Source organism: Tanticharoenia sakaeratensis NBRC 103193 (genome assembly GCF_000963885.1).
GTDB classification, from domain to species: Bacteria; Pseudomonadota; Alphaproteobacteria; order Acetobacterales; family Acetobacteraceae; genus Tanticharoenia; species Tanticharoenia sakaeratensis.
In genome coordinates this window covers 87,268-111,870 of sequence record NZ_BALE01000019.1, presented here as the reverse complement: position 1 = coordinate 111,870, position 24,603 = coordinate 87,268, and the positions used below count along the sequence as shown (strand labels likewise).

The following is a 24,603-nucleotide window of genomic DNA, read 5'->3' as shown; positions in this document are numbered from 1 at the left end:
GCGCCGGCGCGGCCGGCCACGCGGGCTCCCGCTCCGGTTCGCGATCCGGCTCCGGCACCCGCCGTCGCGACGTTCACCGACGACGCGGACGAGAGCCCGGCGGTCGCGGATACAGCGCCGCGCCGCAGCTTCTTCGATCGCCTGCGCGGCGAAAAGGCTGCGCCTCAGGCCAGGCGCGAGACACCGTCAGGCACGGACCAGGCATCCTGGATCCTGCCGCCTCTCAGCCTGCTGCATCGCGCGCCCCCGCACACGCAGGCGGGCCCGTCGCGCGAAGTGCTGCAGGCCAATGCGCGGCTTCTGGAGACGGTGCTGGCCGATTACGGCGTGCAGGGAACGATCGGGGACATTCATGCAGGTCCCGTGGTCACGCTGTATGAGCTCGAGCCGGCGCCGGGTATCCGTTCGGCCCGTGTGATCGGCCTTGCGGACGATATCGCGCGTTCGCTATCCGTCCTGAGCGTCCGTATTGCGACCGTTCCGGGCCGCAACGTCATCGGCATCGAGGTGCCGAACGCACATCGCGAGACGGTCTATTTCTCCGAGCTTCTGGAAACGGATGCCTGGCACGATTCGTCGCAGCGTCTGTGTCTGGCGCTGGGCAAGGACATCGCCGGCGGGCCGGTCTATGGCGATCTGGCGCGCATGCCGCATCTGCTGATCGCGGGCACCACGGGTTCGGGCAAGTCGGTCGGTGTGAACGCGATGATCCTGTCGCTGCTCTACCGCCTGTCGCCCGACCAGTGCCGCCTGATCCTGATCGATCCGAAGATTCTCGAGCTGTCGATCTACGAAGGCATCCCGCATCTGCTGACACCTGTCGTGACCGAGCCGACCAAGGCGGTCGCGGCCCTGAAATGGGCCGTGCGCGAGATGGACAAGCGGTATCGCGCGATGTCCCATCTGCAGGTGCGCAACATCGCGGGCTACAACGACCGCGTCCGGCAGGCGCGGGATGCGGGCGACGTTGTGACGCGCCGCGTGCAGACCGGCTTCGATCCCGAGACCGGGCGGCCCGTGTTCGACGAGCAGCAGCTCACGCTCGAGACGCTGCCGCATATCGTCGTGGTGATCGACGAGATGGCGGATCTGATGATGGTGGCCGGCAAGGAGGTCGAATCCGCAGTCCAGCGTCTGGCGCAGAAGGCGCGTGCAGCGGGTATTCACGTCATCATGGCGACGCAGCGTCCATCGGTCGACGTCATCACCGGGACGATCAAGGCCAACTTCCCGACGCGCATCAGCTTTCAGGTCATCAGCAAGTTCGACAGCCGCACCATCCTTCAGGAGCAGGGCGCCGAACAGCTGCTGGGCCAGGGCGATATGCTCTACATGCAGGGCGGTGGACGGATCACCCGCGTGCATGGGCCGTTCGTGGCGGACGATGAGGTCGAGGCAGTAGTGGCCGACCTGCGATCGAAGGGCGAGCCCGTCTACAATGACGATGTGGTGTCGAGCCTGGAGGAAGAGGCCGCATCCTCCTCGTCCGGCGCCTCCGGCAACGGCATGGGCGGGGGTGGCTACGACGCCGAGACCAGCCTGTTCGATCAGGCGGTCCAGGTTGTCGCGCGGGAAGGCAAGGCGTCCACTTCCTTCATCCAGCGACATCTGTCGATCGGGTACAATCGCGCAGCCAAGCTCATCGAGCAGATGGAGAAGGAAGGTATCGTCAGCGCGGCGAACCATGTGGGGCGGCGCGAGGTGCTGATCCGGCGTGAACAACCCGTCGAGGACTGATCCCTATCCGGTCCTCTACCGGTCGAACCGATTTCTCGTCATCGATAAGCCGGCTGGCGTCCCGGTTCATCCAGACCGGTCCGGCCGGCTATCCATCGAGGATGCATTTCCCGCCTGGCGTCGTGCCGGGCATGATGGTCCCTGGCTTGCCCACCGCCTCGATACCGATACGTCCGGTTGTCTTCTGATCGGCCTGCGCAAGCAGGCGCTGGCCGCGGCGCAGGCCTGCTTCGCTGGAGGCCAAGTGCGGAAGGTATACTGGGCTGTCGTTGAAGGCACGCCATCCGGCCAATCCGGGGACATTGCACAGCCACTGGCAAAGCGTGGCGACAGGCGTGGATGGCGGATGGCCGTCGATCCGGCAGGCGTGCCCGCGCGGACGCTCTGGCGCCTGCTGGGATCAGGGGGCGGGCGCAGCCTTCTGGAGCTGACCCTGCTGACCGGACGGACGCATCAGGCGCGGGTGCATTGCGCCTGGCTCGGATGCCCGATCGCCGGCGACCCCGTTTACGGCACAGGCGGCATGCCGATGCAGCTGTTGAGCCGCCGGATCATGCTCGATGTCGCAGGTGAGATCATCACGGCGGAGGCTGCGCCGCCCACGGGCATGGCCGAGGCAATCGCCCGCATGACGCTGCTGCCGTAACGCAGCAAAGCTTACTTCCCAACGGTGTCTGGCTCGGCTGGCCGCCTGTCAGTCGTTGAAAGCTGCATTCCGATAAAAGCTCCACGGCGAGAGCCGGCCCGACATGTGCCGGGTCGGCTCTCGCCGTCGAAGCATGCTGGTCAGGCTGCGACCTTCTGCGATTCCAGAATGCGGGAGAGCAGCGGCTGAAACTCGGAGAGGTGGCCGATACGCAGCAGGCCGGGCCATTCCGGACCGGGCTTGGACAGATCGCGCAGCAGGACGCAGGCCATTCCGGCGCGACGGGCGGCTTCCACGCCGGCATCGGAGTCTTCGAGCACGATGCAGTTGCCCGGCTCGACGCCTTCCTCGGCTGCCGCGTGGAGGTAAATGTCCGGACGTGGCTTCGGCATGTCGAGATCGCGCCCGGAATGGATGCGATCGCGCTCCAGCATCGAATCAAGGCCCGTGGCTGCGAACTTCGCGTCCATCTCGGCTAGCGACGAGTTCGATCCGATGCGGATCGGCAGGCCGAGCGACAGCACGGCCGCCAGCATGTCTTCCGCGCCGTCCACCGTCTCGGCGTCGGTCTTCATCATCCGCACGATCCGGTTCTGGAGCATCATGTCCCAGTCGTCCGGCAGCGTCTTGCCGCTTTCCTGCGCGATCCGGTCCCGGATCTTGGCGAGCTCTCCGCCAGTGAAGAGGGCGTGGGCCTCATCGTCGGAGATGTTCCAGCCATACTTGCGCGCTTCTTGCGCCATCAAGTTCGTGGACAGTCTTTCACCGTCAACGAGCACGCCGTCACAGTCGAAAATAACCATTTCAAGATGACCGTCCGGTTGAATGGACGACGGGGCCTGATGTGTATTGTTCTGAACAGCAGTCATGACTGATCTCCGATCGCTGAGTGTGTCTGATGTCCTCCTGAGGATCACGCAGAAGTTATAATAATAGTCTGCGAAATTTCAGTCTTGATTTTCAATTATTATTCGGTCATAAATGTAGCATCGCCTAGATTTTTGCGTGCTGGACTCCGACACGTCGAGCCCCTTGGCATGACGCGCAGGATCGGGAACGGTTGCGCCTTGAATGTTCGAGGATTCGAGGCTCATGCGGCGGTGTTTCAGAAAGCGCGTGATGCGGCAGTGCGGGGCTCTTCCGGCATGATCCGCGGCACGGTTGCCATCGCAGTCGAAGACCTGCGCAAGGTCTATCACGTCCGGGAGGGCGGCAGCTGGCGCGGCCGCACGCGCGAGATCACGGCACTCGACGGTATTTCCTTTTCCGTGGCGGCCGGGGAGATCGCCGGGTTCATCGGTCCCAATGGTGCCGGCAAGTCCACCGCCATCAAGATCCTCTCGGGCATCCTGCGGCCGACATCCGGCATCGTCCGGGTGGGCGATCTCGTGCCATGGCAGGATCGTCGCGCGCATGTGGCGCGGATCGGTGTCGTTTTCGGCCAGCGCACGCAGCTGTGGTGGGATCTCTCCGTCGCCGAGGGGCTCGGACTCCTGCGCGACATCTACGGTGTCGATCCCGAGCGTTTCGCCCGCAATCGCGCCCGGCTGACGGAGGCGCTCGATCTGGGTGGGATCATGGATCAGTCCGTGCGTCAGCTGTCACTCGGACAGCGCATGCGCGCCGAGATTGCCGCGGCCCTCCTGCATGATCCTGAAGTGCTCATCCTCGACGAACCGACGATCGGGCTCGATGCCCCATCCAAGCTCGCCGTCCGCGCGTTCGTGCGCGACCTGCGACGGGAGCGCGGCACGACGGTGTTGCTGACGACGCACGACATGCACGATATCGAGGCGCTGGCCGAACGTGTCATCGTCATCGGCCATGGACGCATCCTGACCGACAGCCCGTTCCAGGACCTGCGCGCGACCACGCTGTCCGAGCGGATCCTCGAAGCGGATTTCGTGACGGAGCCGCCGGTGCTCGACCTCCCGCATGGCGCCACCGAGACCATGCGGGACGGGCGAAGTGTCACGATCACCTTCGATCCGCGTCTCGTGCCCGCACAGGTGTTGGTCGCGCAGTTAAGCGCGGTGCCAGGCCTCGACGATCTCAGGATCGGCCGCCCGGCGATCGAGGAGATCATCACGCGCTTCTACGCGGATCATGCCACGTGAGCATGCGGGCCTATCTCTCGGCATTCGTGCTGCAGGGCCGGATCGGCCTGCGCTATCGGATCGCGGTTGCGGCCGGGCTGGTCGCGCAGCTCTGGTTCGGGGCCATCACGCTGATGGCGTACGCATCGGTCTATCACCATGCGCCGGATGCGCACGCCCCGCTGACGCTGCGGCAGGCCATGACCTACACATGGTTGCAGCAATCGCTGTTCCGGCTGCTGCCGATCGGCTGTCTGCCATCGGTCGGGGATGCCGCACGGACGGGCGCCATCGTCTACGACCTGCTGCGGCCGGTCGACATGTGGGCATGGTGGCTCTCGTCGAGCCTTGCCTGGCTTGTCGGGGCCGCTGTGCCGCGCGCGATCCTGCTCGCCGCGATTGCCGGCCCGCTGGCGGCCCTGCTGGGACTGGAGGCGTGGAGCCTGGCGCCGCCTGTATCCATGACGGCGGCGATCCTGGCGCTTGTCTCGTTCGGACTGGGCGCACTGATCTCGGCGACGATCGTGATGTGGTGGAACGTGCTGACGGCACGGACACTCTCGCCGCTCGGGGCCAATGCAATTGCCGTGCCGTTGTCCGTCCTGCTGTCGGGCATGCTGCTGCCGCTGCCGCTCTACCCGCCATGGGCGCAGACCCTGCTGCTCCTGCAGCCGTTCGCCGGCATCACCGATATTCCGATCCGTCTCTATCTCGGCGTCGCCATTCCCGGGGGTGCGGGAACCGCGATCGTGATCCAGATCGTGTGGCTCGCCGTGCTGACCCTGTTCGGCAGGGCCTGGATGCGCAGGACCGTCGATCGTCTGGAGGTGCAGGGTGCTTGACGGGCTCGTGTTGTACCGCCGCATGGCCGCGGCCTCGATCGCAGCCCAGCTTCGCTATCCCGGCACGTTCGTGCTGCAGGCTGCGGGCAATTTTGTCACGACCCTGCTGAGCTTCTTTGGCCTGTGGAGCCTGTTTCACCGGTTCGGGTCCCTCGGCGGCTGGGATATCGGCATGGTCGCGGTGCTGTATGGGCTCGTGAATGTCGCATTTTCGGTCGCGGAGACGCTGGGGCGCGGGTTCGAGATCTTCGGCGGCGAATTCGTAAAGACGGGCAATTTCGACCGGCTCCTGCTGCGGCCACGTTCGACCCTGCTTCTGTTGCTCGGCCACGAACTGCGTCTCCGGCCGGTCGGCCGCTTCCTGCAGGGTGCGTTCGTGCTGGCGGCCGGCCTGCATCTGTCGCCGCATGTCGGATGGGCCACGGTGTGGCTGATCCCATGGGCCGTGGCCGGGGGTGCCGCCCTGTTCCTTGGAATCCTGATCGGCCAGGCGGCCCTGTGCTTCCTGACGATCGAGGGATTGGAGGTCGTGAATATCCTGACCTATGGCGGGGTCGAAGCCGGGCAGTATCCGTTGCCGATGTTCGGGCGCTGGCTGCGGCGGTTCCTGACCTGGGCCGTGCCGATCGCGGGCATCTGTTATTATCCGACCCTTGTCATGGTGCGGCATGCCGATCCGCTCGGAATGCCGATGTGGTTCGGCGCAGTATCGCCGGCTCTGGGGTTTGTGTTTCTCGGCGTCATGGTGTGGGCCTGGGGCCGCGGGGTCGCAGGGTACGTGTCGAGCGGCAGCTGATCCGATCGCGGGAAGTGTTCGTTGCCGCAAGGTGCTTCCGGAAGCCGGTTTCGAGCGAAGTTTCAGGAAAAACCCAAGAGCTCCTGTCGGCCGACAGGCAACAAGGATTTGCCCGCGTGCGCCGTCGGCAAGCCTTGGGGAATGGTGTGTCGACATGTCGCAGGCCCCCAGGAGGTCACGGAACCGTGATGTCTGTTGCCGGGGATCGTGACGGGTGCCTTGTGGACGCAATGCCATGTGATTTCATGCAGCGAAGGCACAATATTGGAGCACTTCACTGCCCTGATTTCCTGACGATACTTTCATGCGTCTGGAAATCGAGTGTCGGGGTCATGAAAAACCTGCTGCGCATCTACGGCGCGCAGATATAGCGCCTTCCCGTTGCACCGTCGGGATTGCGTGCGAGAGTTGTTGCGCAAACAGATCGTATGCGCATACAGGCAAGAAGCGGGCAGGGGACTGCCCCTAGGCTTCTGGCTCCGCTGACGTTGATGGAGACGACACTGTTTCATTCCGAACCTGTCCCGTTCCATGCCTGATACCATCCATGGTGCCGGGATCGTGGCGCGTGGCGTTGGCAAACGCTACGCGGGGCGCAGCGTCGATACGTTGAGCGATATCGATCTCGACGTACCCGCGGGCGCGTTCGTAACCCTCCTTGGGCCATCGGGTTGCGGGAAATCCACGCTCCTTCGGCTGCTTGCGCGTCTGAACCGTCCGACGCGGGGCAGGATCGACTACACCGGGCGCGCGGAGCACGTGCCTGATTGTGCGCTTGTCCCGCAGGAGCCGACGCTGCTGCCGTGGAAGTCGGTTTTCGACAATGTCTATCTGCCGCTGAAGCTCCGTGGGCAGTCGAAGGGAGCTGCGCGCGATGCCGTGTTCGAAAGCCTCTGCGCCACCGGTCTTCAGGACAGGGCCGATGCCTATCCTCGCGAGCTTTCGGGCGGCATGAAGATGCGTGTCTCGATTGCGCGAGCACTCGTGACCGATCCGGATGTGCTTCTGATGGATGAGCCGTTCGCGGCCCTCGACGAACTCACCCGCCACCGTCTGAACGACGATCTGCGTGCGCTTTACGAGCGTCGGCGCCCGGCCGTGGTGTTCGTGACTCATAGTGTCGAGGAAGCGGTTTTCCTTTCGACCACGATCGTGGCGCTGCGTGACGGCCGTATCGACTGGCAGCTTCCGGTGGATTTCGGCCCGGATCGCACGGATCTGCGGGAGCGGAAGGACTACGCGCGGGTGCGTGCCGAGGTGTCGGCCCGGCTGCGCGGCGCATGGACCGATCGATCATGAGCGACTGGTCCTATCTCCTCGCGCGGCCGCCGCTATGGTTGCGGACCGCATTGCCCACGGCATTTTTCGCGATCCTTCTCGCAATCTGGGAAGCGGTCGTGCGGCTCGGGCACGTTTCGCCCCTGATCCTGCCGACGCCGAGTGCCGTTGCATCCGATCTCTGGCTCCATGCGGGTACGCTGCTGTGGTCCACCTGGAACACGTTCGTCGTGACCGTGGAGGCATTTGCGATCGGCAGTGTGGCCGGGATCGTGCTTGCGATCCTGTTCTCGCGTTCCCGGTTGCTCGACCTTTCGGTGTCGCCGCTGATGGTGCTGACGCAGGTCACGCCGACGGTCGCGATCGCGCCTCTGGTGCTGGTCTGGGTGGGTGTGGACAACGTCAACGCCGCCATCCTGATCCTGGCTGCGATCATCGCGTTCTTTCCGGTGACGGCCAACACGATGATGGGCCTCAAGAGCGTCAGCCACGATCTGCATGACCTGTTCACGGTGCGACGCGCGTCTTCATGGCAGCGTCTCGTCCTTCTCGAACTTCCGGCTGCGATGCCCTATACCTTGTCGGGAATGAAGCTCGCGGGCGGTCTGGCACTTGTGGGTGCCGTGGTCGCAGAATTCGTGGCGGGGTCGGGGACCGATGCGGGACTGGCCTGGCGGATCAGCGAGGCGGCAAACAGGCTGAACACGCCACGCATGTTCGCAAGCCTGTTCCTGCTCGGGCTGCTTGGCGTCGGCATTTCCGGCCTTCTGTCACTGGTGCAATACCTCTGCCTGCGTCGCTGGCACGAAGCCGCGATCGTACGCGACCGTTGAAAAAGGATCCTTTGCGATGAGTGCCTTGACCGTCACGCCGATCGCAGGCGGCACCGGCGTCGAAATCACAGGCGTCGATCTCGCGCGCAGCAGCGATGCCGAACGTGCGGCCATCCGGGACGTGTATGACCGCAATCCCATCGTCGTGCTGCGTGACCAGGCCTTGTCGGTCGAGGATTACGTCACGTTCGGCGAGGCGCTCGGCGAGCTCGTGCCGCACACGCGTCTCGAATATACCGTGCCCGGCCATCCGGAAGTCTATGTGCTGTCCAACAAGAAACAGGACGGCAAGATGATCGGGGTGCATCTCGACGGGCTGGGCTGGCATTCGGACGGGACCTACCTCGCGCGTCCACTGGCGGCGACGACGCTGTATGCACTCGACGTGCCGCCGGTGGGCGGGGACACGTTGTTCGCCGACACATGTCGCGCCTACGACAACCTGCCGGAGACGACGAAGGCGCGCATCGAGGATATGGTCGTGGTGTACGACTTCATTTTCTACATGCAGACACGCTTTCCCGATTATGTCGTGACGGAGAGGCAGAGAGCCGAGAATCCCGAAGTGCGGCACAGGCTCGTGCGGCGCGACGCAGCCGGGCGGCCGGGACTTTACATGAGCAACGGCAGCGCGCGTGGCATTGACGGCATGAGCGACGAGGAAGGGCGCGCGTTCCTGCGCGAACTGACCGATTTTGTCACGCGGCCGGAGCAGGTCTATCGGCATCAGTGGCGCGCGGGCGATCTCGTGATCTGGAACAACCTCCAGACCATGCATTCCGCGACGATGTATGACGACCAGCGCTACGAACGCCTGCTGCATCGTCTCTGGGTCAAGGCCGAAGGATGAGCGGCATGATGGCAGCGTGGGTGCAGAGGGGGTTCGGCGGCCCTGACGTTGTATCGCGTGAGGAGGTGCGCGTTCCCGTGCCGGCATCCGACGAGGTTCTGATCCGCGTTGCGGCCTGCGCGCTCAATCGCCTCGATCTGCTGCAGCGCGAGAGCGCGCTTGTCGGCGGATTTCGCCTGCCGCATATCGCGGGCATGGACATCGCAGGTATTGTCGTCGCGAGCGGCGGCGTGGAAGGTGAGTCCCTGCTGGGGCAATCGGTCGTGCTCGATCCGGTCGTGACGTGCGGAGCATGCGCATGGTGTGCGCGGGATCTTCCCGGCTTCTGTCCGACGCTTCGGACCATCGGATCAAGCCGTGACGGCGGGTTTGCGGATTACGTCACGGCCCCTGTGCGCAACTGCCATCTTTACGACGCAGAGAGCCTGTCGGCCGTCGACATGGCCAGCGTGCCTGTGGCCTCGGTCACGGCATGGCGAGGCCTGCTGGGTGCCGGGAAGCTCGAGCCCGGCGAGACGGTGGTCATTCCGGGTGCAGGTTCGGGCCTGGGGACGGCCGGCATCCAGATCGCCCGTGCCCGCGGCGCGCGCGTGATCGCCCTGGCGTCGGGGTCAGACAAATGCATGCGCGCTCGCGAACTTGGGGCCGACGTTGCGATTGATCGCAGCGCGGGTGACTGGGTCGGTGCCGCGAGAGCCGAGACGTCCGATCTCGGGGCTGATCTTGTGTGGGACCATGTCGGGGGCGCGTTCCTGCAGCAGGCGATCGATGCCTGTGCGATCGGGGGGCGGGTCGTCATGTCAGGCACGACGGCCGGCAATGACTCCACGATCCGCAACACCTCCATCTTTCATTACGGACGCACCCTGATCGGGCACGGCGGATATACGCGGCATGACATGCAGGCGACGATCGAGGCCTATCTGTGCGGAAAACTGCGCGCCGTGATCGATTCGGTCTGGGACGTCACGGCACTGCCGGATGCGATGGCGCGGCTGGAATCCGGCAATTTCTTCGGCAAGATCGTTATTCGTTCGGTATGAAAGCGAAACATAACACTTGGAGACAAGATAGGGGCTTGTGCCGACAAGACGTGCGCGGCATGCCCGTGATCCAGTCGGCGTGCACGATGAACAACAAGCGCGTCATTCGGGACGCATTCAGGTGGAGAGCCGGCAGCCATGACTGACCTGTCCAGATCTGTTGAGGGGCGTGGCGGGCGGCGGGCTCTGCTGCTGATGACGTGTCTCGGCGGTCTGACCGCGCCGGCAATCGCCCAGACGACGTCCACGTCGCAGCATCATGGCGCGTCCCGCAAGGCACATCACGCAGCCCCCGTGGCAACGGCTGCAGGAAATTCGCAGGCTGCGCCAGCCACTGTCGCCATGGATCGGAAGCGTATCGGGGCCACGACGCCGGCGGTTGCCGGGTCGGGCAAGGCATCCGGGCCGCAGATCGAGCAGGTGACGGTCACGGTCGCGCACATACGCTCCAATCTCCAGCGCACGCCTATCGCCGTCACGGCGATTTCGGGTGCAGCACTCGATCAGTCCAATGTGACGCAGGTCTCCGACCTGAACGGCATGGTGCCGAGCCTGAGTATTGCGAAAACGGCGGGCTTCGAAACGAATGTGTCGATCCGTGGTGTCGGGTCGCAGACGCCCGAGAACGCCCTGGTCGCGCAATCGGGTGTCGCGTTCTATACCGACGGCGTGTTCATTCCCAACACCATCACGCTGGATCAGACGATGCTCGACGTCGATCAGGTAGAGGTGCTGCGCGGGCCGCAGGGCGCGCTGTATGGGCAGAGTTCGACCGGCGGTGCGCTTGTCGTGAACACCGTCCAGCCACAGTTGCAGAAGTTCAGCGGAAAGCTGGAGGCGAGCGGCGGCAATTACGCAATGGCGCGTGGCCGGATGATCCTGAACGTGCCGATCGGCGATCATTTCGCGCTGCGGGGATCGTTCCAGCAATACGATCATTCTCCGTTCGCCCACTCGACCTACGGTTTCGGGCTGGACGGACAGGAAAGCACGGGCGGCAAGCTCGCGGCCTTGTGGCAGCCGATCGAGAATTTCACCGCGACGCTGACCGGACAATGGTACGGGCAGACCAACGAAGGGGCGGAACAGAAGAACATTCTCGACACGACGTCCGGCGCGCGTCGCGTTGCACAGGATTATCCGTCGGTCTTCAATCTGCACACGCAGCTTTATCATCTCAATCTGGATTACCGGATGCCCTGGGCGACGCTGACATCCGTCACCGGCTTCCAGCATCTGAACAATTTCATCACGATGAACAGTTCACGCGGCGCATTTGCCGACCTCGGCTTCTACGATAACGATGCGGCGTGGTCCACGCACATGAATTCCTATACCGAGGAGCTGTCGTTGCATTCGAACGGCCACGGGCCGTTTACGTGGACCGGCGGCGTGTTCCTGCTCGGACAGCGCAGCCAGCAGTTCGTCGTGGAATACGAGGGCACGACAGCGCCGACACCTGCCGACCTCGTGGTGCCGGCTGACGTCATGACCAATCCGCCGTCCAATCTGTCCTACGGCAATTTGACGAATGTCAGCCGCTTCACAGTCGCACCTTATGTCCAGTTCACCTACGACGTGACGAAGAAGCTACATCTGACGGGTGGCGCGCGCTACAACTACGATCACTTCGTGCACTACGACGGCAATTTCTCGGCGTTCGGAAGCTCGAGCCTGAGCAACACGTTTCATACCAGCACGCCGACCTGGAAGGCCGAGGCTGACTATGACATCACGCCGCGCAACATGGTCTATTTTGACGTGGCGACGGGCTACAAGCCGGGTGGCGTGAACGGCAATCCGGAATCCAAGGTCGTGGGCATCAATTTCCAGCCCGAGCGCAACACGACGTTCGAACTGGGGTCGAAGAACTGGTTCTTCGATCATGACCTGCGCCTGAACCTTGCTGCCTTCTTCTCAAAATATCACAACATGCAGTATGTCGAGGACGATCCGTACCCTTATGCCTATGGCATCGCGAACGTGCCGAATGTCGAGATGTGGGGCCTTGAATCCGAAGGGACGTATCTGGCGTTTCATGGACGTCTGCGTCTGGATGGCAACCTGACGCTGGAAGACGGTCGCGTCACCAGCAATTATCGGGCGATCGATACCGTCACCCAGCAGGCTGCCTATGCCAGTTCCGCGGCCTGTGCCTATGGCGGCGAATATTACAATCCGGCATGCTGGGCTGCGGTGGAAGCTGCAGCCCCCAATATCAAGGGCAATACGCCGCCGCAGATGCCCCATGTCCAGGGGTCGCTGTCCGCTGCCTACACCTGGGATGTGCCGTATGGCGACCTGCTGACGCGGATTCAGTTCGTCTATCGCGGGCCGCTTCAGTCGCGGATTTTCAACAATCCCGCCCTCGACAACACACCGGCCTATGATTTGTGGAACTTCTACATGTCCTACAAGCCGCATCATACCGGCTGGCTTTTCTCGGTGACGTGCAGCAATCTGACGAACGTTGCGGGCGTCAACTCCCGCTTTACCGATCCATATGGAACCGGGCAGACCAGTGAGCAGTACATCCCGCCGCGCCAGATTTTCGGAACGATTTCCTATTCGTTCTGAATGCGCGCGGCAGATGATCGCGGCTTTTGTCGCGATCATCTGCCTGGTGTCGCAGGCCTGCGCGCAGACGCATGTGCGGGTCGCCCTCGGCTGGCTGCCGCAGGGAGATTTCGCGGGATATTTCGCGGCAAAGGCTGACGGGCTCTATGACCGCGCGGGTCTCGATGTCGAAATCGTTCCCGGCAACATGAAGAACGGCGCGATCATGCTGCTGGCAACCGGCGCATATGATTTCGTCACGCTGTTCAACAGCGGTGTCGCGCTGGACATGGCGAACGTTCATCTGCCGTATGTGGTCGTGGCCGCGATCGACCAGCAGGATCCGACCGCGATCATCGTGCATGACGCGCCGGGCGCTCCGAAGAGCCTCGCCGAGCTGCGCGATTATCCGATCATGATCAGCCCCGATGCCCAGGACAATTACTGGGCGTTCCTGACCGAGAAATTCGCTTACACCACGCGTCAGATCCGTCGATACACGGGAGCCGGCGCCCTGTTTGTCGCCAATCCGCATATCGCCCAGCAGGGTTATCTGACGAACGACGTGCCGCGTTTCGTGGATGCCGGGGTCCCGATCCGGATCTTTCCATTGTTCGAGGCGGGATACAGTTCCTACGGGCCGATGATCGTGGCGCGTCGGGCGCTCGTCGATCAGCATCCGGAAATCGTTCAGCGGTTCGTGGATGCGACATTGACCGGCTGGTGTCATTACCTGCACGGGGATCGCAGCGCTGCCGACCGGCTGATCATGCAGGGCAATCCGGACTACGCGCCGCGCAATGCCCAGGATGCCATTGATGCGATCCGGCGTTACGATCTGATCGAGGGGGGAGATGCCCGAACCGGCGGCCTCGGCATCATGACGTCGGCGCGGTGGTCGGCCTATCTGCAGCAGATGCAGCCGACCGGGCTTTATCCGAAGACCATGGATTTCTCCGGCCTCTACACGACGCGCTTCCTGCATCACACGACATGCGCGGCACCGAGGCGATAGGCTCGTCGGAGCTGAGCGGCAACGGCCCGGGCCTGAAGCGGCGGGATATTGGGGGCTGGCGGGAGGCATGTTTTGCGTTGGTGCGCGCATATGCCATCTTCCGCGCGACTGACACCATGTTTCACACGAAGGAGGGATTGCGCGCATGATCAAGGATCCGAAGGTCGTCGAACACCTGAACGTTCAGCTCACCAACGAACTGACGGCGATCAACCAGTATTTCCTGCACGCCCGGACATTGCGCCACTGGGGCGTGACCAAGCTCGGCAAGAAGGAATATGACGAGTCGATCGAGGAGATGCGGCATGCGGACTGGCTGATCGAGCGGATCCTCTATCTTGGCGGCCTGCCGAACGTTCAGCGACTCAACACGATCCTGATCGGTCAGAACGTGGAAGAGATCATTCGCTGCGACATCAAGCTTGAGGAAAAGGCGCTCGAGGATCTCCGCGAGGGCATCGCCTATTGCGAGAGCGTCCGTGACTATGTCTCACGCGACCTGCTTCTGAAGATCCTCGCGAACGAGGAAGAGCACGAGGATTATCTCGACCGCCAGCTCGACCTGATCAAGCAGGTCGGCCTGCCGCGCTACATCACGCTGAACTCGGATGCCGCATCCGAAGCCGATATCTGACGTTCCCCGGCCGTTGCGCCTCCTCGGGGGAGTGCAGCGGCCGGCGCTGGCGTCCCGCAGAGCTGCCAGCACAAGCGCGCTAAAAGCCGCCGCCTGATGTCAGGGGCAAACATGATCCGCCTCAACCGCCCTGCCTCAATCGGCCCCTGTATCGATCAGGCTGAGTGGACAGTGGATTGCCTCAGGCGCGAAGAGCCTGCCGTCCTTCGCCAGCCGGCACATGCGCGAGGTGGAAGGCGTGCGCTTTCCGGGCTTCGCGCAGCATGCATAACACGCCCGGAACGCAGTTGCCGCACTGCGCCTTGCAGTTCTTCGAAGCATACACCTCACGCGGGCGTTCGGCGCCCTGTCTGACGGCATTGGTAACATCGGTGTCGGTAAGCGCATTGCATGAGCAGACGATCATGGCTGACGGGAATCCCCAACGGCTCGCGTGATGAACGTCATTGCAACTGATATTCGTTCTCAAATCAAGAGGCGGTTCATGCATGTGGCGCACGGCTGCGTCAGGGCCTGCGCGCACGATAGGCGCGACGCAGCGGGCGCAGGGCCGTGATCGCCAGTACCGCCGTCAGCACGTCGCCGCCGACGGCGATGGCAAAGACCGGAGTCCAGGAGCCGCTGGACTGATGCAGCCAGGCGGCAAGCGGCCCTCCGAACACCGCGCCGAGCCCTTGGGACAGGTAAAGCAGGCCATAATTGCGCGATGCATCCTGTGTGCCGAACGTCTCCGTCAGGGTCGCGGGGAATAGGGAGAAAATCTCGCCCCACCCCAGAAACACGACGCCGGACAGGAGAACGAACCAGACCGGGTCATGGGCCAGGCTGATCCAGGCGATCAGGGCTATTGCCTCGGCACCGAAGGCAATCGCCATGGTTTCCTCGCGCCCGATATGATCGGACACCAGGCCGAACAGCGGGCGGGTCAGCCCGTTTGCGATCCGGTCGAGTGTCATGGCCAGAGGCAGCGCCGCGAGGCCAAGAATCGTGAGATGGGCAACGCCGTGATCTGCGGCGATCTGGGCGAGCTGGGACGTGACCATCAGGCCCGACGTTGCCATCGTCGCCATCATGAAGAACATCAGCCAGAAGACCGGTGTCTTCAGGACATGAGATGCCGGCAGGGAGAGAGTCGCGGTCTCGCAACCATCAGGAGGACGACGCAGAAAGCAGGCGGCTCCCAGACCCACGATCCCGATGATCGCGCCGAACACGGTAAGGGCTGTTCGGTAACCATCCTGCTGCACGACATGAGCGACTGGAAAAGTCGTGATCATGGCGCCCATGCCGTATCCGGCCGCGGCCACGCCGGCCGCGAAGCCGCGGCGTTCGGGAAACCAGCCCATGAGCAGGCTGACGACACCGACATAGACGATACCCGTCCCGATCCCGCCGAGGACACCATAGGTCAGGTAGAGTTCCGCCAGCGTCCGGGCCTGGCCTGCGGTCATCCAGCTTAGGCCGGTGATCAGGCTGCCGGCCCCGATCAGGAGAGACGGTTTCACATGGCGGCCGATCCAGCCCTGGATCGGCGAGAACAATGTCTGCACCACGATGACAAGCGAGAACGTGACCTGAAGCTTCGGCAGGCTGACGCCCAGATCACGGTGCAGCGCCGGTGTGAACAGTGTCCAGACATATTGAGGGGAAGAGGCGGCGACCATGCAGATCAGGGCGGCCAGAAGCTGATGCGAACGCTGCGGGGATCCGGGAAGAGAACGCATCGTCACGCGTGATGTCCTGTCGGCAAGGCGGTTTGAGGCAAATGGGCGATGATGCGGATGTCAGCATGCCACGGCTGCCGTTGTCATCCGGGCCGTGCCTGTTCCGAATGGAAAGCTGATAGTCGGTACAGAAGTGCCTCATGCTGCTCAAGGCGCTGATGCCATCGGGCATGTTTCGGGCGGGATATCTGCCGCAATGAAAGTGATGCTCTGGATGGATGGCTTCAGAGCCTCCCGCGGTGCTTTGGACAATGTTTAATCTCGCGTGCCGTTGCCTATATTTCTTCGAGCCATTGATCAGGAATTGCCTACGCCCGGTGCCACATATTGCGCACCAGATCGGCAAGGTTCGAAGATTGCGAGATAAATTGGGGGTCTCGGCCGACCTGATGTCCCCATATATCGAAACGTTCCGGATTGCGATGAACCTATTCCAAAAAGTCTTTCGCAAGCGTTATGATAGCATTTGCGTCAGGAGACGAAGGAAGGTGACATACCAAGCGAGCGGGCGACATGATCGCTTCCGGGCAAGCGGAAATTCGCCCCATATGTTCCGGAGCCGGAAAAAACCGACGGCGCAACGTCGCGGGATATTCCGTCTCACTGCGTGTGCGTTGGGTATTGGAGCTGCGAGGTTCGGGTGAATGGGATGGGACAAAGTCGGATGAAAAAGAACGTTCTCCTGGTCGCGACCTTTCTGACAGCGCTTGTCCCGCTGGGAAGCGCCATGGCCCAAAGTGCCCAGACCACGACGCCCCCGGGCCAGAAACCTGCACCTCGCCGCACTCCGTCGGTGGCGCCCGCACCCGCGCGTTCCTCTGCGTCTGCTTCGCGCGCTGCCGTCGTCAGGCGTCCGGTGGCGCATCCGGTGGCGTCCGACGAGCAGGTGATCGTGACCGGAACGCGTGATCCGCATCAGCATGCTCGCGACAGTGTCTCACCGGTGGTGGTGATTTCCGGAGCGCAGCTACGTGCGACGGGTCAGGCCGATCTGCGCGACGCGTTGACGATGCTCGTGCCGTCCCTGACGCACCAGACGGTCGGAACCGGTACGGCGAACACGATCGACTCCATCAACCTGCGGGGCCTGACATCCAACCAGACGCTGATCCTTGTCAACGGAAAGCGCCGGCATCCGACATCGACGGTTTACTACGCGCCCGGACCGCAGCAGGGCACGACGCCCGTCGACATCGACATGATCCCGACATCCGAAATCGATCATATCGAGGTTCTGGAAGACGGCGCCGCCGCGCAGTACGGCTCTGATGCGATTGCAGGCGTCGTCAACGTGATCCTGACGCGGCGCAAGCATGGTGTTCAGTTTCATGCCGACAACGGCGGCTACTACAAGGGCGACGGTTTTACATCGCGTGAATCCATCAATGGCGCCACAGAGCTTCCGAACGGCGGCTTCTTCAATATCGGCGCCGAGGTGAAGTTTCAGGATCACGCCGTTCGTGGAGGGTATGACAACCGCACCAAGGTTGTGGACAATCCGATCATCAGCATTCCGCGCGAGCTGCAGGAAGTGATCGGATACAATATGGAATACAACATCAACGATACGTTGAAGCTGTATTCGTTCTCGACCGATAGCCACAAGAACGCGGATGCGCTCCAGAACTACCGGACAGGCACGAACGTGTCCGGTGCCACGTTCCCGACGCTCTATCCCAACGGTTATGTGCCGATCATCGAAAATGCTGAAAACGATTACAGTGTGACGCTGGGATTCAAGGGCGACACGTTCCTGGGTTTCGACTTCGACGCATCCACGACGTATGGTGGCAACCATAACGACGTGGAAATCGCCAATACCGGCAGCCAGAGTTATCTGTCAACATATGGCTATACACCAACGCAGTTCCACCAGACCGCCTATACCGACACGCAGTGGACGAACAATCTGGATCTGCGTCGCAGCTTCCATACGCCGGTCCTCGCGGGGCCGATCAATTTCGCGATCGGTGCCGAATATCGCTACGAAAGTTACAAGATCGGCGCCGGTGATTACAACGCCTATTATATTTCCGGCGCCCAGGGGCAACATGCGATTCCGCCCGGCCTCGCCAGCACGTCCAACCGCGATGTAACGGCGGGGTATACGGACGTCTCGACCAAGATCATCAAGAACTGGCAGGTCGATCTGGCGGGGCGGTTCGAGCATTATACCGACGTCGGCAACACCGAGATCGGCAAGGTGTCGTCCCGTTATGACGTGAACAAGATGCTGGCATTCCGCGGCACGATCAGCAGCGGGTTTCGTGCGCCGACCCTTGCCGAAGAACACTTCTCCAGCCTGACAGAATCGCCGACGTCGGCCTCGGGTGTTCTGGCCGTGGACTCGCCCGGCGGGCGAATTCTCGGAGCACGTCCGTTGAAGCCCGAGCGTTCGACGAGCTTCAGCGCGGGCATCCTGCTGAACCCCGTCCGCAGCATGCACCTGTCGCTCGACGCCTACCAGATCGACATCCGTGACCGGATCGTGGTCGGCGGCGTCTATAGCGGCACCAATGCGATCGCGGCGATGGAAGCATCGGGGCTGTATTTTCCGTCCACGTCGGCCACGGCCACGGCGCAATACGAGACCAACGGTGCCTCGACCCGCACGCGCGGCATGGACATCACCGGAACCTATTTCACGGATCTCGGCCGTTACGGCCACATCAACTGGGACGTTGCGGTCAATTTCAACCAGACGAACATCCGCTCGATCGCGCGCGATCTCAACGGCAATCCCGAACTCAATGCGCAGCAGCAGTCGTTTCTGACGTCCTACATGCCGCGCAACAAGGAGATCTTCGGCGGCACATGGGTCTGGAAAAACCTCGATTTCACGGTTCATGAAATCCGCTACGGCCGCACGACGTCGAACAACACGTACTGGAACGACGTGCCGGCGAGCATGATCAACTCGGTGCACAGCTTCCTGCGGTGGGTGCAGTCGCCCAAATTCCAGACCAACGTTGCGATCGGCTACAATGTGACGCCGCGTTTGCATCTCCAGCTTGGCGGCAATAACATCGGCAACGCCTATCCGCGCAAGATTCCATACAGCGTGCAGTATCTCGGCTCGGAAATCTACAATACGGACGTGCAGCAGATGGGCCTGTTCGGCGGATACTATTATCTGCAGCTCGATTACAAGCTGTGATATAGAAGGATATTTTCCATGCGTGATGCCAAGATGGCCCTTGGGCTCTCGATGCGTTACCTCGGCTATCATGCCGCAGGGTGGCGTCAGGCGGATTCGACCCCCTTGGGCGGTTCGCAGTTCGCGCATTTTGCGGCTCTGGCAAAGCGTGCGGAAGAAATCTGTCTCGACATGCTGTTCCTGGCGGACGGCATCGGGGTGCGCGTACGTGACGAGCCGCCGGGAGCGTTCGCGCAATCGTCCCAGATCGCCGATCTCGAACCGACGACGCTGTTGTCAGCGCTTTCCGCGATCACCAATCATATCGGGCTCGTGTCGACCGCATCGACGACATATAACGAGCCGTTTCACGTGGCGCGGAAATTCGCGTCCCTCGACCGGATCAGCGGCGGTCGTGCCGGGTGGAACATGGTAACGTCGTGGTCGCAGCCCGAAGCCTGGAATTTCGGCCGTGAATCCCACCTCGATCATGAGACGCGGTATGATCGGGCGGTCGAATTCGTCGATGTCGTCAAAGGATTGTGGGATAGCTGGGGCGACGGCGCTCTGGTCGTCAATCGCGAGACCGGGCAGTTTCTCGACCCAAGCAAGCTGCATGTCCTGGGACATCGCGGCAAACATTTTGCTGTGCGCGGCCCGCTGGATGTGCCGCGAAGCCCGCAGGGGCGGCCTGTGCTTGTGCAGGCTGGCGCATCGGATGCCGGTATCGCGCTCGCCGCACCCAGTGCCGAGGTCGTTTATTCGATCGCGCATGACATCGACAGTGCGAAGGCCTACGCGACGCGGCTGCGCAACGCGGTCAGTGCCGCCGGCCGTGATCCGCATGGGGTGCGGATCATGTCGGGCATCACGCCGTTCGTCGGACGGACCGAAAGCGAGGCCCGCGCGCGATATGACGCGCTGAATGCCTTGATCCCCGATACTCTCGGCCTGTCCTATCTTTATCAGCAACTGGGTGATCTTTCGGGTTATCCGCTGGATGGGCCGGTGCCGGACCCGGTGAACCCGATGGTGCGCAGCATGGGGGAATCCATGGTGAAGCTCGCGCGGGCCAATGGGTGGAGCATTCGCGAACTGGCTCGTGTGACGGCGGCAGGGTTCGGGTCCCACGTCATGATCGGTTCGCCGAGCCAGATTGTGGACGAGATGGAAAGCTGGTTCCAGAGCGGCGCCGTGGACGGTTTCAATCTCTGCCTGCCCGTCCTGCCGCAGGATCTCGCGCTGTTCGCGGACCTGATCTGGCCCGAACTGCGCAGGCGCGGCCTGGTCAAGGAGCGTTATGTCGGAACGACGCTGCGCGACAATCTCGGCCTGCCGCAGCCTGTCAGTCGCTATGGCGACTATGGTGCCACGGCGTGAGCGCGCTGCGGCGCCACTATACGCGGATTATCGTCTGCACCGAGGACACAGCGCCGGCGCGCGACGGGGACGTGGCGATCGTGGCGCTGAACACGATCTGGCATGCGGAACCGGGCGCTGTGTGGATCTCGGAGCCTGACGGGATCGTGGAACTGACCTGCGATCATGTCGATCTGCCGGAAACCGCCCTGCGTCTGCGCCAGGCAATAGGTCTGGTACAGGATACGACCGAGGCGCCGATTGCGGAACGGATCGACCCGTTTGGCCTTGCGTCCCTGCTCGACAGTCCGGCGACACCGGAGCGCGATGCGCAGCTGCTGGCACAGGGGCAGGAAATTGGCCCGGTCGCGTTCCTGCGCGCCATTCCCGTGGCCCGGCTTGCCGCATACGGGACAGGCCAGCCACCGCCCCGGCCGCGGCAGGAAGAACCATGAAGCCATACGATCTGGTCGTGATCGGCGGTGGTCTGCAGGGGCTTTCCACCGCCTTCTGGAGCGCGCGGGAAGGCGCGCGTGTTCTGGTGCTCGAGCGCGACCGGATCGGTCGTCACGCGTCCGGATTTTCGGCCGGCGGCGTTCGCACGCTCGGCCGCGCACTCCCGGAAGTGCCGCTTGCACTGGACGCGCTCGATCTCTGGACGCAGCTCGACAAACTCATCGGCGATGATTGCGGTTTCGTTGCCTCCGGACAGGTCAAGCTCGCCGAAACCCCGGATGACATGCGCATCCTCGAGCAGCGCGTCGCTCTTCTGCGCGCGCATGGCTTCGAGCATGAGGTTCTGCATGACGGGCCGTCGATCCGTGCGCTTGTGCCCGGTGCGGATCCGTCAGTCGCGGGCGGTCTCGTAGCGGCTCGTGACGGCTATGCCGAACCCTATCGGACGACCCGTGCCTTCGGGCGGGCTGCCATGAAAGCGGGCGCGGACATCCGCGAGGGGTGGGCCGTGGTGGGGGCGGATCATGTAAAGAATTTGTGGAAGCTCAGGCTTTCGGACGGGTCCGATGTCCGGACGCGGGCCGTGGTGAATGCGGCAGGCGCATGGGGGCGGCGGACCGCGCGTCTGTTCGGCGACGAATTTCCGCTGGGGTTCAATGCCCTGATGATGATGCTGACGGAAGCGTTGCCACCGTTCATCACGCAGGTTGCGGGCGCGACGTCGCGCCCGCTGTCATTCAAGCAGACGGCGCAGGGCCATGTCATGATCGGAGGAGGGCCCAAGGGCATTGCCGATCTCCATACCGGCCGCGTGCGTCTGGACATAGCCCGGCTGGCAGCATCGGCGCGAACGGCGCGGGACCTTTTTCCTGCGATCCGCCATGCGGCGATCGTCCATGCCTGGGCAGGAATCGAGGCCATCATGCCAGACGAAATTCCGGTCATCGGCCGCTCTTCGCGCGCGCCGGATCTTGTGTATCTCTGCGGATTTTCAGGGCACGGGTTCGAACTCGCGCCACTGACCGGCCGAATTGCGGCCGATCTCGCAGCGGAGCGGGACATGACCCATCCGATTGCCGCGTTTTCGCCCGATCGGTTCGCACAGCCTTCGCGAAGCGCGACACACGCCATGCCCCAGCCGGCCGGATGAGTGCCGTGCGGGAAAATCGCGTGGCATGGTCCACGGTCGCAGGCGCCGTCGCGGGCAATGCGCTGGAATGGTACGACTTCACGGTCTTCGCGTCGCTGGGGCCGATCGTCAGTCGCGTCTTTTTCCGTAATCCACAGAATGGCATCCTGTTCGTCAGCGCCCTGTTCGGCATCGGCTTCCTGACCCGACCGCTCGGCGGCCTTCTGATCGGTCGTTATGCCGAGCGGCATGGTCCGGGACGGGGACTGATGCTGGGCATGGGGCTCATGGCCCTGTCGATGCTGCTGATTGCCTGTGCGCCCGATTACGCCCATGCCGGATTGTTCGGCGCCGGTCTGCTGGCGATTGCGAGACTGTGCCAAGGCTTTTCGGCAGGTGCGGAATTCGCGACGTCCACGATCGTGCTCGTCACGGCGGCTCCCCATGCCCGACGCGGGTTTTATGGCTCCTGGCAGATGGTCGGCCAGATCGCGGCCCTCCTGCTGGGCGGCGCGGTCGGATATGCGGTCACGCGCACGCTGACCCCTGCGCAGATCGATGCGTTCGGCTGGCGCATTCCATTTGCCGTCGGGCTTTCGATCGTGCCCGCGGTGATGATCATGCGGCGCGGAATGATGCGTGCCCCGCATGATGCACGCCCCACGGAACGCGCGGCATTCACCGACATCGCGCACAGCGTGGGCAGACAGTGGGTGCGCGCCGTTGCGGCATTCGGGCTCATCGGCACCAGCTCCGCATCGGTCTACATCCTGTACGGATATGTCGTGACCTACGCGACGATGATGCTGCATCTTCCGATTGCGGCCGTCTATTTCGCACAGATCCCGGCGGCCTTCATCCTGATGCTCATCGTGCCGGTCGGCGGTCTGCTCGCCGATGTCTGGGGCGGCCGACGTCTGCTGGCCACCGTGCTCGCCGTTTACCTCCTGTCGATCTGGCCCGCCTATGCATGGCTGTCCGCGGCGCCCTCGCTGACACGGCTCGAAGTCGTGCAGTTCGGAATGTCGATCGTCATCGGCCTGTTTCTCGGAAGCTACTGCACCGTCCTCGTCGATCTCTTCGCGCCCCGTCTGCGGACGACCACCCTGTCCGCCGTGCACAACATCTCCGTCATGATCGTCGGCGGGACAGCCCAGCTGGTCGTGACGCTCCTGTGGCGCTGGACCGCATCTCCCATGGCGCCGGCCATGTTCGTGCTGGGTGCGGTCAGTCTCGGATTCCTGGGTGCCATCACGATCGCGCGTGAGCCCACGGCACGCCGGGCCGCCTTCGGCCCGATGCCGACGACCGACCTGTTGGGTTAGGTGTCCCCACTGCCATTACCCGCACGCTGGGCGCTGTTGCTCGGTTTGTCGGTCCTTTTCACGACACCGCTGCGGCTTGCGGGCCTGCCGGCATCGATCCTGATCGGGCCGATGTTGGCAGGGATCGTCATGAGCGTGTCCGGCCGGTCCGTCCGCATCCCGGAGGTTCCGTTCGCGTTGGCGCAAGGCGTGCTGGGGGCGTTGATTGCGAGCGTGCTGACGTCTGCCATCCTGACGGAGGTCTTTCACGAGGGGCCGCTGTTTCTCGCAGGCGTCCTGTTTGTCATCGTGGCCGCCACCTGCAGCGGGTTTGTGCTTGCCAGGCTCGGCGTGATGCCGGGCACGACGGCGCTGTGGGGATCTTCGCCCGGGGCCGCGACGGCCATGACGCTGATGTCCGAAGCATATGGCGGTGACATGCGGCTCGTCGCGTTCATGCAGTATGCCCGCGTGTTGTGTGTTGCGATCAGCGCGACGGTCGTGGCCCGTCTCTGGGGGCATGCGGCAAATGGAGCCGTCACGCATGGCGGTGCCGGGTCGTGGCGAGCGCTGATCGAGACCGTCGTGGTTATCGCCGTAGGCGTCGCCATTGCACGACGCCTCCATCGGCCCGCGGCGCAGCTCATGTTGCCATTAATCCTGTGCGTGGCGCTGCAGGATACCGGCATGCTGGTCATCGCGCTGCCGTCGTGGCTTTTGATCGTTGCCTATACCATTCTTGGCTGGGGGATCGGCCTGCGCTTCACACCGGCCATCGTACGCCACGCGGCGAAATCGATGCCGTTCGTCCTGCTGGCGATTGGATGTCTGATGGCCGTCAGCGGGATCATGGCGGCGATCCTGGTGCGATGGGAACACGTCACGCCACTGACGGCATTTCTGGCGACCAGCCCGGGCGGGGAAGATACGGTCGCGATCATCGCGGCGTCATGCCCGGACGTGAACATGTCCTTCGTCATGGCGATGCAGACGGTTCGGTTCGTTCTGGTGCTGTTTACCGGACCCGGCCTTGCGCGTCTCTTTGCGCGCTGGCTTGCCTGACGGGGCTCGGGAGAGCGCGGAAAACGTTTGAAACGCAGTGCTCTTTCGATTGTGCCATCGCGTAGGGTGCAACTGTGTGCCGATTCCTTTCAGGCGGCCCGCGGGTG

21 protein-coding genes are annotated in these 24,603 nt (G+C 63.2%); 18 read left to right on the top strand and 3 right to left on the bottom strand.

The window, feature by feature from the left end; genetic code table 11:
* Together B8446_RS08650 and B8446_RS08645 are read left to right on the top strand one after the other, a co-directional pair.
* On the top strand, positions 1-1,737 hold a 1,737-nt coding region (locus B8446_RS08650), incomplete at its 5' end, for a DNA translocase FtsK (RefSeq protein WP_048848945.1).
* The gene (locus tag B8446_RS08645; protein WP_048848944.1) at positions 1,715-2,383 is read left to right on the top strand and encodes an RluA family pseudouridine synthase; all 669 of its coding nucleotides are present in this window, start codon (positions 1,715-1,717) and stop codon (positions 2,381-2,383) included. The genes B8446_RS08650 and B8446_RS08645, both read left to right, overlap by 23 nt.
* A gap of 140 nt (positions 2,384-2,523) precedes the next feature.
* On the opposite strand, the gene B8446_RS08640 is transcribed toward B8446_RS08645, so the two are convergent.
* Complete coding sequence (locus tag B8446_RS08640; protein WP_048848965.1) at positions 2,524-3,186, bottom strand: HAD family hydrolase; 663 nt, start codon at positions 3,184-3,186, stop codon at positions 2,524-2,526.
* A 264-nt stretch (positions 3,187-3,450) separates the two neighbouring features.
* Here B8446_RS08640 and B8446_RS08635 point away from each other — a divergent pair, with 264 nt between their 5' ends.
* From B8446_RS08635 to bfr, 10 genes are all read left to right on the top strand, one after another.
* Positions 3,451-4,500: an ABC transporter ATP-binding protein gene (locus B8446_RS08635; protein WP_241767709.1), complete on the top strand. Its 1,050-nt coding sequence runs from the start codon at positions 3,451-3,453 to the stop codon at positions 4,498-4,500.
* 2 nt (positions 4,501-4,502) lie between these two features.
* Entirely contained in the window at positions 4,503-5,321 is an 819-nt protein-coding gene (locus B8446_RS08630) for an ABC transporter permease (RefSeq protein ID WP_241767712.1), read from the top strand.
* Positions 5,314-6,117, top strand: coding sequence for an ABC transporter permease (locus B8446_RS08625; RefSeq protein WP_241767708.1), 804 nt, complete (start codon positions 5,314-5,316; stop codon positions 6,115-6,117). The genes B8446_RS08630 and B8446_RS08625 overlap by 8 nt, the downstream gene beginning before the upstream one ends.
* A gap of 531 nt (positions 6,118-6,648) precedes the next feature.
* The gene (locus tag B8446_RS08620) at positions 6,649-7,416 is read left to right on the top strand and encodes an ABC transporter ATP-binding protein (RefSeq protein WP_048848941.1); all 768 of its coding nucleotides are present in this window, start codon (positions 6,649-6,651) and stop codon (positions 7,414-7,416) included.
* Positions 7,413-8,228, top strand: coding sequence for an ABC transporter permease (locus tag B8446_RS08615; RefSeq protein ID WP_048848940.1), 816 nt, complete (start codon positions 7,413-7,415; stop codon positions 8,226-8,228). Before B8446_RS08620 ends, B8446_RS08615 begins: the two co-directional genes overlap by 4 nt.
* Positions 8,229-8,244: 16 nt before the next feature.
* On the top strand, positions 8,245-9,078 hold the full coding sequence (locus tag B8446_RS08610) for a TauD/TfdA dioxygenase family protein (RefSeq protein WP_048848939.1): 834 nt from the start codon (positions 8,245-8,247) through the stop codon (positions 9,076-9,078).
* Positions 9,079-9,083: 5 nt separating this feature from the next.
* Positions 9,084-10,121 carry a zinc-binding dehydrogenase gene (locus B8446_RS08605; RefSeq protein ID WP_158507544.1) on the top strand — a complete coding sequence of 346 codons (1,038 nt, stop codon included), beginning with the start codon at positions 9,084-9,086 and terminating at the stop codon, positions 10,119-10,121.
* A 138-nt stretch (positions 10,122-10,259) separates the two neighbouring features.
* Positions 10,260-12,698, top strand: a complete 2,439-nt coding sequence (locus B8446_RS08600; protein WP_053053776.1) for a TonB-dependent receptor — start codon at positions 10,260-10,262, stop codon at positions 12,696-12,698.
* Between the two features lie 13 nt (positions 12,699-12,711).
* A complete protein-coding gene (locus tag B8446_RS08595; protein WP_048848937.1) occupies positions 12,712-13,692 on the top strand; it encodes an ABC transporter substrate-binding protein in 981 nt (326 codons plus the stop codon).
* Positions 13,693-13,837: 145 nt separating this feature from the next.
* Positions 13,838-14,326, top strand: a complete 489-nt coding sequence (gene bfr / locus B8446_RS08590; RefSeq protein WP_048848936.1) for a bacterioferritin — start codon at positions 13,838-13,840, stop codon at positions 14,324-14,326.
* Between the two features lie 181 nt (positions 14,327-14,507).
* Here the strand turns inward: bfr and B8446_RS08585 are convergent, their stop codons facing one another.
* Together B8446_RS08585 and oxlT are read right to left on the bottom strand one after the other, a co-directional pair.
* Complete coding sequence (locus B8446_RS08585; RefSeq protein WP_048848935.1) at positions 14,508-14,732, bottom strand: (2Fe-2S)-binding protein; 225 nt, start codon at positions 14,730-14,732, stop codon at positions 14,508-14,510.
* A gap of 100 nt (positions 14,733-14,832) precedes the next feature.
* Positions 14,833-16,050 carry an oxalate/formate MFS antiporter gene (gene oxlT / locus B8446_RS08580; protein WP_048848962.1) on the bottom strand — a complete coding sequence of 406 codons (1,218 nt, stop codon included), beginning with the start codon at positions 16,048-16,050 and terminating at the stop codon, positions 14,833-14,835.
* Positions 16,051-16,714: 664 nt separating this feature from the next.
* On the opposite strand from oxlT, the gene B8446_RS08575 reads away from it, so the two are divergent.
* Genes B8446_RS08575 through B8446_RS08550 form a run of 6 tightly spaced genes read left to right on the top strand, consistent with a single transcriptional unit; the run spans position 16,715 to position 24,496 of the window.
* Positions 16,715-19,207 carry a TonB-dependent receptor plug domain-containing protein gene (locus B8446_RS08575; RefSeq protein ID WP_048848934.1) on the top strand — a complete coding sequence of 831 codons (2,493 nt, stop codon included), beginning with the start codon at positions 16,715-16,717 and terminating at the stop codon, positions 19,205-19,207.
* A gap of 18 nt (positions 19,208-19,225) precedes the next feature.
* Positions 19,226-20,566, top strand: a complete 1,341-nt coding sequence (locus B8446_RS08570) for an LLM class flavin-dependent oxidoreductase (protein ID WP_048848933.1) — start codon at positions 19,226-19,228, stop codon at positions 20,564-20,566.
* Positions 20,563-21,000, top strand: coding sequence for a hypothetical protein (locus tag B8446_RS08565; protein ID WP_048848932.1), 438 nt, complete (start codon positions 20,563-20,565; stop codon positions 20,998-21,000). Before B8446_RS08570 ends, B8446_RS08565 begins: the two co-directional genes overlap by 4 nt.
* Positions 20,997-22,151 carry an NAD(P)/FAD-dependent oxidoreductase gene (locus B8446_RS08560; RefSeq protein ID WP_048848931.1) on the top strand — a complete coding sequence of 385 codons (1,155 nt, stop codon included), beginning with the start codon at positions 20,997-20,999 and terminating at the stop codon, positions 22,149-22,151. Before B8446_RS08565 ends, B8446_RS08560 begins: the two co-directional genes overlap by 4 nt.
* A gap of 20 nt (positions 22,152-22,171) precedes the next feature.
* Complete coding sequence (locus tag B8446_RS08555) at positions 22,172-23,455, top strand: MFS transporter (RefSeq protein WP_158507542.1); 1,284 nt, start codon at positions 22,172-22,174, stop codon at positions 23,453-23,455.
* A complete protein-coding gene (locus B8446_RS08550; RefSeq protein ID WP_048848929.1) occupies positions 23,456-24,496 on the top strand; it encodes an AbrB family transcriptional regulator in 1,041 nt (346 codons plus the stop codon).
* Positions 24,497-24,603 lie beyond the last annotated feature (107 nt).